This window comes from Shimia litoralis, from assembly GCF_005518135.1.
In the GTDB taxonomy this organism is placed as follows: Bacteria; Pseudomonadota; Alphaproteobacteria; order Rhodobacterales; family Rhodobacteraceae; genus Shimia_E; species Shimia_E litoralis.
In genome coordinates this window covers 31,148-46,780 of the sequence record NZ_SULI01000004.1, presented here as the reverse complement: position 1 = coordinate 46,780, position 15,633 = coordinate 31,148, and the positions used below count along the sequence as shown (strand labels likewise).

Annotated in this window: 14 protein-coding genes; 4 read left to right on the top strand and 10 right to left on the bottom strand. The window is 54.7% G+C overall.

Translation table 11 applies throughout. From position 1 onward, the window contains the following. Positions 1-196: 196 nt before the first annotated feature. The 6 genes from FAP39_RS05175 to FAP39_RS05150 all read right to left on the bottom strand — a co-directional run bounded on the left by FAP39_RS05175 (position 197) and on the right by FAP39_RS05150 (position 6,361). The gene (locus FAP39_RS05175; protein ID WP_138015330.1) at positions 197-1,213 is read right to left on the bottom strand and encodes a porin family protein; all 1,017 of its coding nucleotides are present in this window, start codon (positions 1,211-1,213) and stop codon (positions 197-199) included. Positions 1,214-1,294: 81 nt separating this feature from the next. Then, complete coding sequence (locus tag FAP39_RS05170) at positions 1,295-2,551, bottom strand: imelysin family protein (protein WP_138015329.1); 1,257 nt, start codon at positions 2,549-2,551, stop codon at positions 1,295-1,297. An 11-nt stretch (positions 2,552-2,562) separates the two neighbouring features. Further along, positions 2,563-3,060, bottom strand: coding sequence for a hypothetical protein (locus tag FAP39_RS05165; RefSeq protein WP_138015328.1), 498 nt, complete (start codon positions 3,058-3,060; stop codon positions 2,563-2,565). Between the two features lie 263 nt (positions 3,061-3,323). Beyond that, positions 3,324-4,019, bottom strand: coding sequence for a GntR family transcriptional regulator (locus tag FAP39_RS05160; RefSeq protein WP_246058947.1), 696 nt, complete (start codon positions 4,017-4,019; stop codon positions 3,324-3,326). Further along, complete coding sequence (gene argE, locus FAP39_RS05155) at positions 3,991-5,172, bottom strand: acetylornithine deacetylase (RefSeq protein WP_138015327.1); 1,182 nt, start codon at positions 5,170-5,172, stop codon at positions 3,991-3,993. The genes FAP39_RS05160 and argE overlap by 29 nt, the downstream gene beginning before the upstream one ends. Positions 5,173-5,176: 4 nt before the next feature. Next, positions 5,177-6,361: a M24 family metallopeptidase gene (locus tag FAP39_RS05150; RefSeq protein ID WP_138015326.1), complete on the bottom strand. Its 1,185-nt coding sequence runs from the start codon at positions 6,359-6,361 to the stop codon at positions 5,177-5,179. Positions 6,362-6,684: 323 nt separating this feature from the next. Here FAP39_RS05150 and FAP39_RS05145 point away from each other — a divergent pair, with 323 nt between their 5' ends. Beyond that, positions 6,685-6,870: a CTP synthetase gene (locus tag FAP39_RS05145; protein WP_138015325.1), complete on the top strand. Its 186-nt coding sequence runs from the start codon at positions 6,685-6,687 to the stop codon at positions 6,868-6,870. A 23-nt stretch (positions 6,871-6,893) separates the two neighbouring features. On the opposite strand, the gene FAP39_RS05140 is transcribed toward FAP39_RS05145, so the two are convergent. Next, entirely contained in the window at positions 6,894-7,661 is a 768-nt protein-coding gene (locus tag FAP39_RS05140) for an alpha/beta fold hydrolase (protein ID WP_138015324.1), read from the bottom strand. 89 nt (positions 7,662-7,750) lie between these two features. Here FAP39_RS05140 and FAP39_RS05135 point away from each other — a divergent pair, with 89 nt between their 5' ends. Next, positions 7,751-8,125 carry a hypothetical protein gene (locus FAP39_RS05135; RefSeq protein WP_138015323.1) on the top strand — a complete coding sequence of 125 codons (375 nt, stop codon included), beginning with the start codon at positions 7,751-7,753 and terminating at the stop codon, positions 8,123-8,125. Between the two features lie 76 nt (positions 8,126-8,201). On the opposite strand, the gene glyA is transcribed toward FAP39_RS05135, so the two are convergent. After that, on the bottom strand, positions 8,202-9,494 hold the full coding sequence (gene glyA / locus FAP39_RS05130; RefSeq protein WP_138015322.1) for a serine hydroxymethyltransferase: 1,293 nt from the start codon (positions 9,492-9,494) through the stop codon (positions 8,202-8,204). 178 nt (positions 9,495-9,672) lie between these two features. Here glyA and FAP39_RS05125 point away from each other — a divergent pair, with 178 nt between their 5' ends. After that, the gene (locus tag FAP39_RS05125; protein WP_138015477.1) at positions 9,673-10,434 is read left to right on the top strand and encodes an NAD kinase; all 762 of its coding nucleotides are present in this window, start codon (positions 9,673-9,675) and stop codon (positions 10,432-10,434) included. 74 nt (positions 10,435-10,508) lie between these two features. On the opposite strand, the gene prpE is transcribed toward FAP39_RS05125, so the two are convergent. Then, complete coding sequence (gene prpE, locus FAP39_RS05120; RefSeq protein ID WP_138015321.1) at positions 10,509-12,401, bottom strand: propionate-CoA ligase PrpE; 1,893 nt, start codon at positions 12,399-12,401, stop codon at positions 10,509-10,511. Between the two features lie 268 nt (positions 12,402-12,669). Then, the gene (locus FAP39_RS05115; protein ID WP_138015320.1) at positions 12,670-14,949 is read right to left on the bottom strand and encodes an NADP-dependent malic enzyme; all 2,280 of its coding nucleotides are present in this window, start codon (positions 14,947-14,949) and stop codon (positions 12,670-12,672) included. A 290-nt stretch (positions 14,950-15,239) separates the two neighbouring features. Between FAP39_RS05115 and FAP39_RS05110 the strand changes: the two genes are divergently transcribed. Next, entirely contained in the window at positions 15,240-15,632 is a 393-nt protein-coding gene (locus FAP39_RS05110) for a cytidine deaminase (RefSeq protein ID WP_138015319.1), read from the top strand. The last annotated feature ends 1 nt before the right edge of the window (position 15,633 follow it).

Below are 15,633 nucleotides of genomic sequence, written 5' to 3'. Positions count from 1 at the left end.
CGCGTGGGTAAACATGTGTGGGGCAGGGGTGTCAAAGGAACCTCATCGGCGTTACCAGCTCAGGCCAAGGCGCAATAGACTCGCGTCTCGCGCAATATATACGCCTGTCATTTCAAGATTGCCAGAGGTTCCTTACTGTTTTTGTCGGATAGGGCCATGCAAGAAATACATGGCCCAGACCTAGCGTTGTTGTTGCTTAGCCGCCCAAACCCAAAACAAGGTTTACGCCGAAGATGTTATCGCGCACGCCATTGTCGTCGTTTGTAGCAAGTGCTGCCCCGATGGTCATATTGTTTTGGAATTCATACTCGACGCCCACGGAAACACCTTCCAATACGCCACGGCTATCCAGGTCGCGGTGTACATATGTCCCCGATAGGGTGGTCGCCTGTCCGAGGGTATACGCAAGGTTCATCGTCACATAGGTGGCATCGTCCGATGTGCCTTCATAGCCATCAAATGCGGCGACCTCACCGTAAAAGTCAAAACCGCTGCCGAACGAATGGCCAAGACCGACAACTGCGCCGGTCTCATCCGATACGTTTCCAATGCCAGCCGACTGATATCTTAGACCGGCAAGAACGCGTGTATCGCCATATTCGTTGGCCCATTGCAGCGAGGCGTTATCAAGTTGCCCCGTATTGCCCGCGCCACCTGCAGCGGTCGTGTTGCGTCCGCGGTTGTGAAACGCCGACTCGCTGAGGACTGTGTCGTCAGCATAGAACAATGCGAAAGACAGGACCCCGTTTTGACCCATGTCATAGTCAACAGCGCCCCCGATTTTTTCAACCAATTCATAGTCTTCGGCGATGGTCCCACCAAAGAAACCGGCGGTTTCATCCCATGCTGCCCCAAATTGGGGGTGGAATTTACCAATGCTAAACGTTGCCGCACCTGCATTGAACCTCATGCCCAACTCGTGGAAATACATTCCCAGATCCCTCACACCGTTGCTTGGGCCTGTCATCTCTTCAAGCGTTAGGCCTCCGAAGAAGGAGACGCTGTCGGATACTGCGAATTCGCCATTCAGCTCGATGAAGAGATAGGGATCGTTCACTTCATTTGCGGCCGCGTCTGAATCATAGACGGACTCGTAGCCGAGTTCGATTTCCCCATCCCACGTGAAACGAGAAGATTCCTGTGTATAGCCTGCATTTGCATACAACAGAATTGAGGCGCTGGAGGCCAGCGCCATAGTCAGTGTCTTTTTCATGATCTTACTACTTGTTTAGAAAGTGAAAAGTCTGCTGGCTATGGGCTGGCTGCTTATCAGTTTAGAGAAGGAGGTGGCGCGTTATTCGAACACGGCACCCGGGTTATCCAGGCTGTCAGAGCCTTCGATTTCGATCTGGGATGCGCCCAGTGCTTTGACTACACGTTCGATGCTGCGGGTTTGATCAATGAGGGCATTCACACCGCCCATGACCAACTCTTCTCCCGCGGCATTGCCGGCGGCCAGCATCTGATCGTATGAAAAACCAGCCTCAGCGGATGTTTTGATTTCACCCAGTTCACGCATGGTTGTCGAAAGCTTGCTCTGCATTTCGGCATCAAGCGCAGGGTCGGTTGCGGCCACCAGCTCTGAAAGCGAGACACCGGAAACGGTCGAGCCATCTATGCGGGTATAGCTTCCGAGGTACACGTTCTGAACGCCCAATCCATCATAGTAGTGGCTGTTGTGGGTGTTGTCAGAGAAGCAGTCATGCTCTTCTTCTGGGTCATTCAACATCAGGCCAAGGCGCATTCGTTCGCCAGCTTGCTCGCCATAGGACAAACTGCCCATACCGGTGAGGATCGTGGCAATACCTGCTGTATTGTCCGCCATGACAGTGGACCGTGCGTCGCCGCCCTCGGCCCATTGTGCGCTCATCCATTCCAGATCGCTGACCAGCAATTCTGTGGCGGCTTTCAGATACGCACCGCGTCGATCACAGTGACCTCCGGTACAAGCCTCACCCATTGCGTAATCTGTCCATGGGCGGGCGCCCGCGCCATGGTCCGTGCCGTTCAAATCCTGACCCCAGAGCAAGAATTCGATGGCGTGATATCCGGTGGCAACATTTGCTTCGACACCATCTGCTTCGTGCAGAGCTCCTTCAAGAAGGGCCGGTGTGATGTCTGTTGCGTCAACGTCCTTACCCGACAGCGCAAATTTTGGCGTCGCGATGACGTTCAGAACGGCCAGTTCGTTTTCATCTGACGGGCCACCATACGAGGCGTCGACATAGTCGATCAGGCCTTCGTCGAGGGGCCAGGCGTTCACTTTGCCTTCCCAATCGTCAACGATTGCATTGCCAAAGCGGTATACTTCGGTCTGCTGATATGGCACGCGCGCGGCCAGCCACGCAGATTTTGCGGATTGCAGGTTTGCCTCTGATGGATCAGCAATCAGTGTGTCCACCGCAGATTGAAGCGTACGCGCAGTTGACAGGCTGTCGGCATATTTCGCTTCGGCGATATTCGAATAGTTTTCCAGCACATCGCTGCGAATGTCTGCCAAGGCAGATGTGCCCAACAAACAAAGGGCAGTTGTCGTCAAATAGCGGGTCATTTTTAGGGTCCTTAGTGGATGAGATGAGGAAATGGGGATGACGCACGTACCTGAGAGCGGGAACGGCTCTTGGGGAGTGATTGGGGTGAAATACGCTTGAGGGCGAGGCCAAATTCACGGGCGAGATCGGCCAGCCCGATGGCATAGTCAGCGCGGACAAGAAGCGTCGCAATCAGGGCAGCATCTTCGTGTTGACCCTCAGCTGCCGCGCTCACAAAGTTGGCAAAACAGCTTTCATCGGCCCCAAGGCATCTGCAGCTGATCTGATGACGCACAAGTGGACGGCGTCCGTGTTGTGTGCACAGCTCGCAGATCTCGGCGAGGCAATGCGTGGCACGCGTTCCATGGCCCACACCCAAAGCGAGGTGAAAATCGTGCTCCAATTGATGTTTGCCTGCCGCGCCATCGCACCAAAGCCGTAAATACCGAACCGCAAGATGTTCGATGTCGCTCAGGTTCGAAAGGTAGCCAACAGAGGCGCCGCCCCGGGAAGTGTTGTTATCGTTCACGGACTTTGCTCCGGTGGCTTAAGGTCGATGTATCGGGTGCGCATCAATTTGAACATTAGCATCCGATCATGATCGAGATACCAGCCAGACCGAGGTGCAACTGTTGCGAGGTGTTTAAAGCGACGAATTGGGTCACCCCAAACACTTCGCATAAGTTGACTTAAAGAATCAGGAAAGTCAATTCCGATTCTTTTACTAAGGTATGAAAAGTCAAAACCTGACCGTGTCTGGAATGTGCAGGCGCGGGCATCATAGCTTTGTTATTATTTGATTTTTTGAAAAAGGCGCTTGAAGCTCATAGATATGTGAGCGCTTTGGATGCGGGCTGCCGCGTCAAGGTCATGTGATCTGAGCGCGTGTTGTAGGGCCTCAAGCTCGTGATGAAAGATGCGAAACTCGCCAACCAAATCCAGCTTGGCGTTGATAGCCGCCCAAAGCCACAAGCGTTTTGTTTGATAGTACAGCCGTTCGAGTGTTTCTCTGAGTGGGGCATTCCCTGTCAGCTGCAAGAGGAATTGAAACACGTCCATGTCAAATTCTGTAAACTCGAGCGGTGTGCCGTGATCAATGATTTTGGCGCTTTGCATGATGAAGTTATCCAGTTTTTGCATAAACGCCGCGTCAGGCAATCTTGGATCAAGGCGCGCCGGAAGTGCAGTCAGTTCGACGCGCAGTTGATATACATGCTCAAGCTCGTGAATGTCGGCGTCGGTCACAAGCGTGCCAACCCCGTGCACAGATTGCACAAGCCCTTCGTCTTCCAATCTGGCCAGCACCCTGCGCAGGGGAGTTCTGCTGGTGCCGAATTCCTGTGCGAGTTCTGTTTCAGACAGGCGCGCGCCGGGAGGGTATTCCAAAAGGCAGATACGCTTGCGAATGGCGTGGTGCATTGCATCGCGGCGATCTTGGACCGACAGTTGATCCGCAGGATCACTCGGAAGAAGGGGCTTGGATGTCACGTAGGGACCTCGCGAGTGTCTCTAGGAAATTCAGGCATGTCTGCAATTGGTCAATCGCAAGGTATTCATCCGGTTTGTGCGCCTGATCAATTGAACCCGGGCCACAGACCACCACATCCATGCCAAGGGCTTGGAAAATACCGCCTTCGGTGCCAAACGCAACCAGATGTGTGTCATTTGCCCCCGTCAGTTCACCGACGATGCGCCGCGCCTCGTTCGAGGGGGTTGGGTCAAGGCCTGCGACCTCGGCGATGGTTTCAAGATTGATAGACGCGTCCGGCCACACCGCACGCATGTCTGGCAGCAGGTGTGCATCACAGAACTTCTGAAGCTCGTTTTTTACGAATTCGGCGTCCGAGGGGCGTACTGGGCGCATTTCCCAGTCAAGTTGCGCGCTCGATGCGATTACATTGTGGGCGACGCCACCATGCAGCGCCCCAACATTAATCGTGGTCCATGGGGGCGTGAATTGGCTGGATTTCGGGGTCATGGCGCGCAGCGCAGATTTGAGGTCCAGCAACTTGTTGACATAGCGCGCGGCAACTTCAACGGCATTTACCCCCATATCCGGGGCTGATCCGTGGCCAGCCAAACCGGTAAAATGTGTGGAATATTCGCAACATCCCTTGTGGCCTTCGACAATGCGCATTTCTGTGGGTTCGCCGATAATCGCGACATCGGGCCTGAGACCTTGGGCATTTAGAACTTGCGCAAGGTGTTGTGCGCCAATGCAACCGATTTCCTCGTCATAGGTCAGGGCGACATGGATCGGGCGTCGGTCGACGTGTTTGGCAAACTCTGGTGCCAGTGCAAGCACTGCCGCGATGAATCCTTTCATATCGCAGGTGCCGCGGCCAAAAAGTTTGCCATCCCGCTCTTGCATCGCAAAAGGATCACTTTGCCAAAGTTGATCGCTGACGGGCACCACATCTGAATGCCCAGACAACACGGTCCCGCCATTCACCATCGGGCCGATTGTGGCAAATAGGTTCGCCTTGGTACCACAGGGCGCATGCGCCACGTCGACATGCGCGCCGCAGTCTTCAAGAATGTTCCGCGCGTATGAAATCACTTCAAGGTTGCTGTCGGATGACACGCTTGGGATGGCCACAAGATCGCGCAGGATGTCTTTTGTACGTGTCAGGCGGTCCATGGGCCTAGTCCTTTGAAAACAATTTTCGGTCCACATTACAAAGCGTCTCGGCGGCGCCGTTGGGTTGAATCAGAATGGTTTCGGTGGTCTCAAGTCCCCATGTGTCCATCCAAAGTGCAGGCATGAAGTGAAAGGTCATGCCGGGTTCAAGGATGGTGGTGTCTTCGCTTCTGATGGATGCTGTGCGTTCGCCCCAATCTGGTGGATAACTTAGTCCGATAGGATACCCACACCGGCCTTCGCGGTGGATGCCATGTTTTTTGAGGACGTCGATAAAAGCATTTGCGATATCACAGGTGCGGTTGCCTGCGCGTGCGGCCTCAAGGCCGGCTGCGATCCCCTCAAGTTGGGCTTGCTCGGCATCGCGCATGTCCTGTGGCGGTGTTCCAAGATAAACCGTGCGGCACAGCGGGGCGTGATAGCGTCGATAACAGCCGGAAAGCTCAAAGAACGTCGCCTCGCCGGCGCGCATGGGCGCGCCGTTCCACGTCAGATGTGCCGCAGTGGCATCCAGCCCCGAAGGGGTCAATGGCACGATTGCTGGGTAGTCGCCCCAAATGTCATCCACGCCCGTTAATCCTGCGTGATAGATGTCAGCCACCAGTTCGTTCTTGCGCACACCCGGTGCTGCACGATCGATCGCGGTATGCATGACCTTTTCGGAAATGCGGGCTGCCTTGCGGATAAAGTGGATTTCTTCCTCTGATTTGATCAGCCGTTGCCAGTTCACCAATGCGGTGGCATCCACAAACCGCGCATCTGGAAGATTGCTGGTGAGAACCGAATGCGCTTTGGCGGAATAGTAATAGTTCTCCATCTCAACCCCAATACGGGCAGAGCCTTTGCCAAGGGACTTAACCAAATCCGCAAGAGGTTGCATTGGATGGCGATCTGTCGATTGCACGAATTGGTCGCCGTACCCGTGGATGCAGGTGTCGTCCATCCAGCAGGTGCGTTTGGCACCAATGCTGTCCATATATCGCCCCCACCAGATCGGATCAGAATCAAGCGAAAGCAACACCCCCTGGTGTACATAAAATGACCAACCGTCGTATCCGGTCAGCCATGCCTGGTTCGACGGGTCGGTGACGAAAAGCAGTTCAATGCCAGCTGCCTGCATTGCGTGTCGCGTTTTGGCAATGCGGCGATGATATTCTTGTGTGCTGAAGGGAATGTCTTTGTCAGTCATCGCAGCGCCTTTCAGAGAATGGGGTGTTGTGCACAACAGTCATGGGATTTGAGGTCGTGTACCGACATTTTGTCAAAATTGGGCGTTTGACAAGCAAATTTATTTGGGTTGTGTACAAATGGGGGCTTCAAGCGTCTCTGAAGTTGTTGAAGACGCCAGCTCAACGCGCCTGTCCCAGCTGGGCGGAGGAGTATCTAACCTCGTGTGGGGCGGGCTGTCGCGCAAAGATATGCGAAAAACCCATCTTTCTGACGCAGATCAAATACAGGTGCGTTCAAGACGCGGTATGGCACCTTTGAAAATGCCTAAACGAGAGACTTGATATGCTACGGCTTGCTTTTATTTTGCACCTTTTCATCGGTTCGACCTTGGCCGGGAGCGCGATGGTTTTTGCCTTGGTGGCTGGATATGACACCATGATGCCTGTGGCGATGTCTGCTTTGATCGGCTTTATCGTGTCTTTCCCAGTGACATGGATCATCGCGAAGAAGCTGTACTCGGAAGAGTAAGCAATTCCTTGGCGCGATGGGTTTTAGGCTTGGCTGCGGTCAAGCCAAGCGCCGACGGAAAGCACAAATTCTTTTGGTTTTTCGGCATGCAGCCAATGTCCGGCACCTGTGATTTTGGCAAAGCGTGCTTTCGGGAAGTGCTGTTTGATGACGGGCCGGTGGTCCGGCATCACATAATCTGACTCTGCACCTGACAAGAATAGGGTCGGGTGCTCAAAGGTTCCCTGCACATCTGGAAATCCAATGATTTTGGGCATCTCGGCTTCGAGCACATCAAGGTTGAGCCTCCAGCGCTTTTCTTTGATATCAAGAGACTGCGTGAAAAAGCTGCGCAAGGTGGGATCATCGACGTGTGCCGCAAGCTGGTCGAGGGCATGCGAACGTTTTTCGACTGTGTCCAAATTGACTTGCCGCATGGCATCGATGTGCTGGGTTTGCGAGTGGGCATAGGACACTGGCGCAATATCCGCCACAATCAGCCGATTGACCAACTCGGGGTGCTTGAGCGCGAGTACCATCGCGGCCTTGCCCCCCATTGAGTGCCCCATCACGTCCATTGGTGCGCCTTGGGCTTGGATAACTTCGGCCAGATCATTGGCCATGTCGTCGTATCCATTGGTGCTGTACCAAGGGCTTAGACCATGGTTGCGCTGATCCACCGAGACAATCCTGCGTCCTGTGGCAAGGCGTTTGGCGATAGCGCCCCAGTTGCGCCCAGAGCCATAAAGGCCATGAACAATAAGAAGATCGGGTTGGTCGGTGCGGGTGCCGTATGTAATCGAATTAAGCATGTAAGCTTGATAGCGGTCTTGAATTGTATCTGCCACCCCCGTTGAGCGAGGCGCGCGCGTAGTCTAGGGTTGGGTCAGGAGACCGCGGCATGACAAACACAAAAGACTTGGAGACCAAGATTGCACATCTGTGCGCCTTGGCACGTGAAAAGTTCGGGGTGCGATCCGATAAATTGGATGTGGTCATGCGCAAACTGGGGCGACGTGTTCCCAAACGCATCCACAAGCACGCAGAGGTGTTGTTGTCTGCCCAAGCCAGTTTGGGGCATCCGACGCTGGCAATGATGTTGGACGAGAAAAAGATCACCCAATCCTACAAGGCGATTGCAGAGCATCTAAAGTCGATCGACCCAAAGCTGCGCCGTAAGAACAAGATGCTGGATGTGTTGGCATCTATGGCCTTTAGCATTTTGGTTGTGTTCGCGCTGATGATTTTGGTGCTTGTCTGGCGTGGGCTGATCTAGTGATCATGTTGATGTGATAGAAAAAGGCCGCCGCAGTATTCTGCGACGGCCAAAGATGTCGAAATCTACGCAAAAATTACAGGTTCGGGTACATTGGGAAGCGGGCGCAAAGCTCTGCGACCTCGGCACGGACTTTCGCCTCGACGTCCGCGTTTCCGTCCTCGCCGTTTGCGGCCAGCCCATCCACAACCTGAATAATCCAGTCTGCGATTTGACGGAACTCGGCCTCGCCAAACCCACGTGTAGTCCCAGCAGGAGAGCCCAGACGAATACCAGATGTCACTGTTGGCTTTTCAGGGTCGAATGGAACGCCATTCTTGTTGCAGGTAATGTGCGCACGACCCAAGGCTTTGTCGACGATGTTGCCGGTCACGCCTTTGGGGCGCAGGTCGACCAAAACAACGTGTGTATCGGTGCCGTGGGTCACGGTGTCCAAGCCGCCTTTGATCAACTGGTCTGACAATGCTTGCGCGTTGATGATGACCTGTTGGATGTAGCTTTTGAACTCGGGACGCAATGCTTCGCCAAAGGCCACGGCCTTGGCTGCGATCACGTGCATCAAAGGACCACCTTGGATGCCCGGGAAGATGGCCGAGTTCACTTTCTTGGCGATCGCTTCGTCGTTGGTCACAATCATGCCACCACGTGGACCGCGCAGGGTTTTGTGTGTGGTGGTTGTGGCAACATGGGCGTGTGGGAAGGGGGAGGGGTGCTCACCTGCAGCAACCAAACCGGCAAAGTGCGCCATGTCGACGTGCAGATACGCGCCAACGCTGTCAGCGATTTCACGCATCTTGGCGAAATCGATCTGACGTGGAATCGCCGAGCCGCCCGCAATGATCATTTTTGGCTGGTGTTCGGTGGCCAGCGCTTGAACCTGATCATAGTCGATCCGGTTGTCTTGCTTGCGCACACCATATTGCACCGCGTTGAACCACTTGCCGGACTGGTTCGGTTTTGCACCGTGGGTCAAGTGACCGCCAGCATCCAGAGACATGCCCAAAATGGTATCGCCGGGCTGCAACAATGCTTGGAACACACCTTGGTTGGCTTGGCTGCCTGAATTGGGCTGAACGTTTGCAAAGCCACAGTTGAACAATTGTTTGGCGCGCTCGATGGCAAGGTTTTCAGCAACGTCAACGTGCTGGCATCCGCCATAGTAGCGGCGACCTGGATAGCCTTCGGCGTATTTGTTGGTCAGGACCGAACCTTGTGCTTCCATCACCGCCGCAGAAACGATGTTCTCGGATGCAATCAATTCGATCTCGTCGCGTTGGCGACCCAGTTCGTTGGTGATTGATCCAAACAGCTCGGGGTCACGGGTGGCGAGAGTTTCGGTAAAAAAACCGGGGTCACGGGTGGCAGTCATGCACTTGGCTCCAGAACAGTGTTTATTTGAGGCTTTCGTAAAGGAAACACCCCATGGTTAAAAGGTCAGAATGCGACACACCCCCTTGCCAGAGCGTCTAGTCTGGTGCAGGGGATGGAGATGTGGTTCCATCGGAAACACAATAGAGGGCATCGGAAACAAAATGCAGAATCCCGCAATGCTAGAGAGAATCGCCTTTCTCGCCAGTGATGCGCCCATCGCGCAGACGGCGCGTGCCGCTTTGATCGGTCGTTATGGCAATTGCATGCCTCAAGAGGCGGATGTGATTGTGGCCTTGGGGGGGGATGGTTTTATGCTGCAAACCCTGCACGGCACAAATGGGCTTCAGGCGCCAGTTTATGGCATGAACCGCGGGACTGTCGGTTTCCTGATGAATGAATACAGCGAAAGCGATCTGCCGCGGCGACTGGCCGCCGCCGAAGAAGAGGTCATCAACCCGCTTTCCATGCATGCGGTATGTGTGGATGGTACCGAGCATGCGGCGTTGGCGATCAACGAGGTGTCATTGCTTCGTGCGGGACCTCAGGCTGCAAAGTTGCGGATCACGGTCGACGGTCGTTTGCGCATGGAAGAACTGGTTTGCGACGGGGCTTTGCTGGCCACGCCTGCGGGATCGACGGCCTATAACTATTCGGCGCATGGGCCTATCCTGCCAATTGGTTCGGATGTGTTGGCGCTCACCGCGATGGCAGCCTTTCGCCCCCGTCGGTGGCGCGGGGCTTTGCTGCCCAAAACGGCCAATGTGCGGTTTGATGTCGTGGATCCTCAAAAGCGCCCTGTGATGGCAGATGCCGACAGCAGATCGGTGGCGGACGTCGTTTCGGTAGAAATTCGATCAGAACCGACGATTGAGCATCGCATTTTATTTGATCCCGGCCACGGATTGGAAGAGCGGCTCATTCGCGAGCAGTTCGCTTAGTCGTAGCCTGCGCATATCTCGCAACAAAAAAGGCCCCGCAAATTGCGGGGCCTTTCGTCATTCTGTCATGCGGCTCAGTCTTTGGCGTAGCCGATTGTCTGAAGTGCGACCTTGATTTCATCAAGAATGGCCGGATCATCAATCGTGGCGGGCATTTTGTATGGCGTGTTGTCCGCGATATTCACCATGGTGCCGCGCAGGATTTTACCAGAGCGCGTCTTGGGCAGGCGGTCAACCACAACGGCCAGTTTAAAGGCCGCAACCGGGCCGATTTTTTCCCGAACCAATTTGACGACTTCTTTGACCACATCCGCATTGTCGCGATCTGCACCGGCGTTCAGGCACAAGAAACCAACTGGCATTTGCCCTTTGAGCTGATCGGTGACACCGATAACGGCGCATTCCGCGACGTCGGGGTGGCCGGCAAGGACCTCTTCCATGCCGCCTGTGGACAGGCGGTGACCGGCAACGTTGATGACGTCATCCGTGCGCGCCATGATATAGAGATACCCGTCCTCGTCCTTCATGCCTGCATCACCCGTTTCATAGAACCCTGGGAAGGCTGTGAGGTAGGACTTCTTAAAGCGGTCCTCTGCATTCCAAAGGTTCGGAAGTGTTCCCGGAGGGAGTGGCAGCTTGATCGCGATGGCACCCAGTTCGCCGGGGGGCATCGGGTGGCCGCCTTCGTCGAGGATTTGCACGTCGTATCCGGGCATGGGGACAGCAGGCGAACCAAGCTTGGTCGGCAGCTCCTCGATGCCCAGCGGGTTCGCGGCAATGGCATATCCAGTTTCTGTCTGCCACCAGTGATCAACAATTGGCACGTTCAACTGGTTCTGTGCCCATGTGATTGTGTCAGGGTCGGCCCGCTCACCAGCAAGGAACACTTGCTTTAGGCACGACAGGTCATATTTTTTGACGTACTCGCCTTTTGGGTCTTCGCGTTTCACCGCGCGGAACGCAGTTGGCGCGGTAAAGAACGAGGTCACATTGTGCTCTTGGATCACGCGCCAGAAAGTGCCCGCGTCAGGCGTGCCAACGGGTTTGCCTTCAAACACGATTGTGGTGTTGCCGTGGATCAGTGGGCCATAGCAAATATACGAGTGCCCAACGACCCAACCCACATCCGAGGCTGCCCAGAAGACATCGCCTTGCTGAACATTATAGATGTTTTTCATGGTCCAGTTCAAAGCAACCAATTGACCTGCCGTGTGGCGGATCACGCCTTTTGGCTGACCGGTGGTACCCGAGGTATAAAGGATATAGGCAGGGTGGTTGCCCTCGACAGGCACGCATTCTGCTGGCTCAACACCATATTGGAAGCCGTGCCAATTATAGTCGCGGCCCTCGATCAACTGAGCCACTTCCTGTTCGCGTTGCAGAACAACGGTGAAATCGGGCTTATGGTCTGCCAGATCAATGGCGCCATCCAACAGCGGTTTATAATGGACAACACGGCCCGGCTCTAGACCGCAAGAGGCGGCAATGATGGCCTTGGGTTTTGCATCATCAATACGTACGGCCAGTTCGTTGGCTGCAAATCCGCCAAAGACAACTGAATGCACGGCACCAAGACGCGCACAGGCTAGCATGGCCTCAAGTGCTTCTGGCACCATGGGCATGTAGATGATGACGCGGTCGCCTTTTTCAATGCCTTTGGCGCGCAGTGCGCCGGCAAGCATGGCCACGCGGTTGCGCAATTCAAAGTAGCTGATTTCGCGTTTTGTGTGGGTGATTGGCGAGTCATAGATGATGGCGGTCTGGTCCCCCCGACCAGCCTCGACATGGCGATCTACGGCGTTATAGCATGTGTTGACCTTGGCATCTGCAAACCATTCATACAGATTGTCGCCTTTGTCGGTCAGGGCTTTGCTTGGGGCTTGATCCCAGTCAATCGCTTCAGCCGCGTCCATCCAGAATGCTTCTGGATCTTTCTGCCAGCTCTCATACACATCTTTATACGCCATGACGTTCTCCTCCAATACGTTAGAATTGTGTTACGGGTGGCTTGAGATTGCAGCAAGATTCTTTTAGGGCGTCGCGTCAGATTATCGCGGAGAATTTGCAGAATTACGCCTGTGAGGGCTGCAAACTTTTGCAAACTTCCGGTATTGTTGCGAAATAAAGCAATATTCTGCCATTTTGCAAAATTGCAAACCCAATGCTGCAAAAATGGTAAAAGGCGGGGAAGCCCCGCCTTTCTGAAAATAGTTGGTCTAAATCTTGATCTCGGTGCTAGCCGTAGTGGGCGACCGGCGTGCCAGCAATTGCTGCCATGTTAAGCAGGCCGCGTGGTGTAATCGACGGGCTGACAATATGGGCCTTGTTTCCCATTCCCATCAGAATGGGTCCGACCTCGAGGCCATCCGCGCGCATTTTGAGAATGTTGCGGACGCCGCTTGCTGCGTCGGCATGTGCAAATATCAACACATTTGCTTCGCCAGACAATCGGCCATTGGGGAATATTCGGTTGCGCAACTCCGGATCAAGAGCCGCATCGACGTTCATTTCGCCTTCGTACACAAAGTCGCGCGGCTCGCGGTCAAGAATGGCCATCGCCGCCCGAAGCCGTTCCCCCGTGTCACAGGCCAAGTTGCCAAACTGTGATTGCGCGCATAGGGCAATCTTTGGCTCCAGACCAAAGCGACGCACATGTCGGGCCGCGCCCAACACGGTTTCGGCAATTTGTTCAGGAGTTGGGGCGGTGTTGACTTGGGTGTCGGCGATGAACAGGGGGCCATCTTCGAGGATCATCAACGACAGCGCGCCTTGTGCCTTATACGAGTCTCCTCCGAGCATCTGTGTGACGTAATTCAGATGCCAGCGATATTCCCCAAACGTCCCACAGATCAAGCTGTCGGCCTCGCCTCGGTGTACCATAATGGCCCCGATCGCGGTGGTGTTGGTGCGCATGATGGCTTTGGCCAGATCTGGTGTGACACCGTTGCGTTGCATGATTTCGTGGTACGATGTCCAGTAGTCACGGTATCTTGGGTCGTTGTCCGGATTGACGATGCGAAAATCCTTGCCGGGGCGAATGGTCAGGCCCGCGCGTTCACAGCGTGCTTCGATCACATTGGGGCGCCCGATCAAAATGGGGGTCTCGGTGGTTTCTTCAAGAATGGCCTGTGCTGCCCGCAGCACGCGTTCGTCTTCGCCTTCGGCAAACACAATGCGCCGAGAGGCAGCGCGCGCGGCGTCAAACACTGGGCGCATCAGCAATGCGGATTTGAACACCGACTGGTTCAGTTGCTCTTTGTAGGCTTCAAGGTCGTCGATGGGGCGCGTGGCCACGCCGGTTTCCATGGCAGCTTTGGCAACGGCCGAGGACACAATACCGACAAGACGAGGATCAAAAGGTTTCGGGATCAGGTAGTCCGCCCCAAACGACATTTGTTCACCGCGATAGGCTGCGGCGGCCTCGGCGCTGGTTGTGATGCGCGCCAGTTCGGCAATACCGTCAATACAGGCCAATTGCATGGCGTCGTTTATCTCGGTGGCACCGACGTCCAGTGCACCACGGAAGATGAACGGGAAGCATAGGACGTTATTGACCTGATTGGGAAAGTCGCTGCGGCCAGTTGCGATAATGGCATCGGGCGCAACGCTGCGCACAGCATCAGGCATGATTTCCGGTGTTGGGTTGGCAAGCGCAAACACGATCGGTTGTGTAGACATCTTAGCAACCATGTCAGGCGTCAGCACGCCAGGGCCGGACAGCCCAAGGAACATGTCCGCATTTTCGATCACGTCCTCCAGTGACCGAAGTTCGCTGTCTTGGGCGTATTCCGCTTTCTGGGGGGTCATGTCTTCGGTACGGCCTTTGTAAACCAGACCGTTGATGTCGCATAGCCACACGTTTTCACGTTTTACGCCAAGTTTCAGAAGCATATTCAGGCAGGCGATACCCGCTGCTCCGCCACCTGTGGATACGATTTTGATGTCCTCAAATTTCTTGCCAGCGACCTGAAGGGCGTTTGTCGCGGCGGCTCCGACGACAATCGCTGTTCCGTGCTGGTCATCGTGAAATACCGGGATGTTCATCCGTTCGCGGCACAGTTTTTCCACGATAAAGCAATCGGGTGCTTTGATATCTTCAAGGTTGATTGCCCCAAAGGTTGGCCCCAATGCGCACACAATATCGGCCAGCTTCTCGGGGTCTTTTTCGTCAACTTCGATGTCAAAGCAGTCAATATTGGCAAACTTTTTGAATAGAACGGCTTTGCCTTCCATCACGGGCTTGGAGGCCAGTGCGCCAATATTTCCGAGCCCAAGCACCGCAGTCCCGTTTGATACGACGGCCACAAGATTGCTGCGCGCTGTGTATCGGCTGGCGTTTGCTGCATCAGCTTTGATCTCCAGACAGGCCTCGGCCACGCCGGGAGAGTAAGCGCGACTGAGATCACGACCATTCGCCAACGGCTTGGTTGCGCGAATTTCCAGTTTCCCGGGTTTGGGGTATTCATGGTAAAACAGCGCGGCTTGCCGTTGGTTTTCCTTGGACGTGTCAGACATTTTGAGGCCTCGAGATTATTTGGTTTAGCGTTAAACTACTTTTTGCATGGTGGAAATGGGACAACTTGACCTTAGGCAATCTTAGGGGCGGATCGTAGGGATGTCGCGTGAAAACTGAGGTTATCGCTGTGATGTCTGGCATGGCGGATCGTCAGATCACGATGTTGCGCGCAGACCCCCTTTACCTTTGATCGGATCGGGCACATGGTTCTTGCGGCGGGTGCGATGCACCCAAGAGATACACACAAGCCTCATCTGAGACGATTGAAGCGCAGTAAAACGGGGATTTCATGACACTTCAGAACATTGCTTTGGCGGTGCGCGAGAACGCCTATGCGCCATATTCGCACTTTAAAGTTGGTGCCGCGATTCGATCGGAAAATGGGACAGTTTTTGCAGGATGTAATGTCGAAAATGTCGCCTATCCAGAGGGGACCTGCGCGGAAGCAGGCGCGATTGCGGCCATGGTTGCCGCAGGAGAATGCCGCCTGACCGAGGTCTATGTGGTGGCCGACAGCCCCATTCCGGTTAGCCCGTGCGGAGGGTGTCGTCAAAAATTGGCGGAATTTGGCACCGGCGACGTTGTGGTTACAATGGCCAATCTCAAGGGCGTCGAAACCAAGATGACCTTGGCTGAATTGATGCCCGGTGCATTTGGTGATCATCATATGGAAACTTCATAAA

Coding starts and splice junctions, on each gene's coding strand:
- FAP39_RS05175 (WP_138015330.1), bottom strand. CDS start 1,213: ATGAAAAAGACACTGACTATGGCGCTGGCCTCCAGCGCCTCAATTCTG.
- FAP39_RS05170 (WP_138015329.1), bottom strand. CDS start 2,551: ATGACCCGCTATTTGACGACAACTGCCCTTTGTTTGTTGGGCACATCT.
- argE (WP_138015327.1), bottom strand. CDS start 5,172: ATGGACCGCCTGACACGTACAAAAGACATCCTGCGCGATCTTGTGGCC.
- FAP39_RS05150 (WP_138015326.1), bottom strand. CDS start 6,361: ATGACTGACAAAGACATTCCCTTCAGCACACAAGAATATCATCGCCGC.
- FAP39_RS05145 (WP_138015325.1), top strand. CDS start 6,685: ATGCTACGGCTTGCTTTTATTTTGCACCTTTTCATCGGTTCGACCTTG.
- FAP39_RS05140 (WP_138015324.1), bottom strand. CDS start 7,661: ATGCTTAATTCGATTACATACGGCACCCGCACCGACCAACCCGATCTT.
- FAP39_RS05135 (WP_138015323.1), top strand. CDS start 7,751: ATGACAAACACAAAAGACTTGGAGACCAAGATTGCACATCTGTGCGCC.
- glyA (WP_138015322.1), bottom strand. CDS start 9,494: ATGACTGCCACCCGTGACCCCGGTTTTTTTACCGAAACTCTCGCCACC.
- FAP39_RS05125 (WP_138015477.1), top strand. CDS start 9,673: ATGCTAGAGAGAATCGCCTTTCTCGCCAGTGATGCGCCCATCGCGCAG.
- prpE (WP_138015321.1), bottom strand. CDS start 12,401: ATGGCGTATAAAGATGTGTATGAGAGCTGGCAGAAAGATCCAGAAGCA.
- FAP39_RS05115 (WP_138015320.1), bottom strand. CDS start 14,949: ATGTCTGACACGTCCAAGGAAAACCAACGGCAAGCCGCGCTGTTTTAC.
- FAP39_RS05110 (WP_138015319.1), top strand. CDS start 15,240: ATGACACTTCAGAACATTGCTTTGGCGGTGCGCGAGAACGCCTATGCG.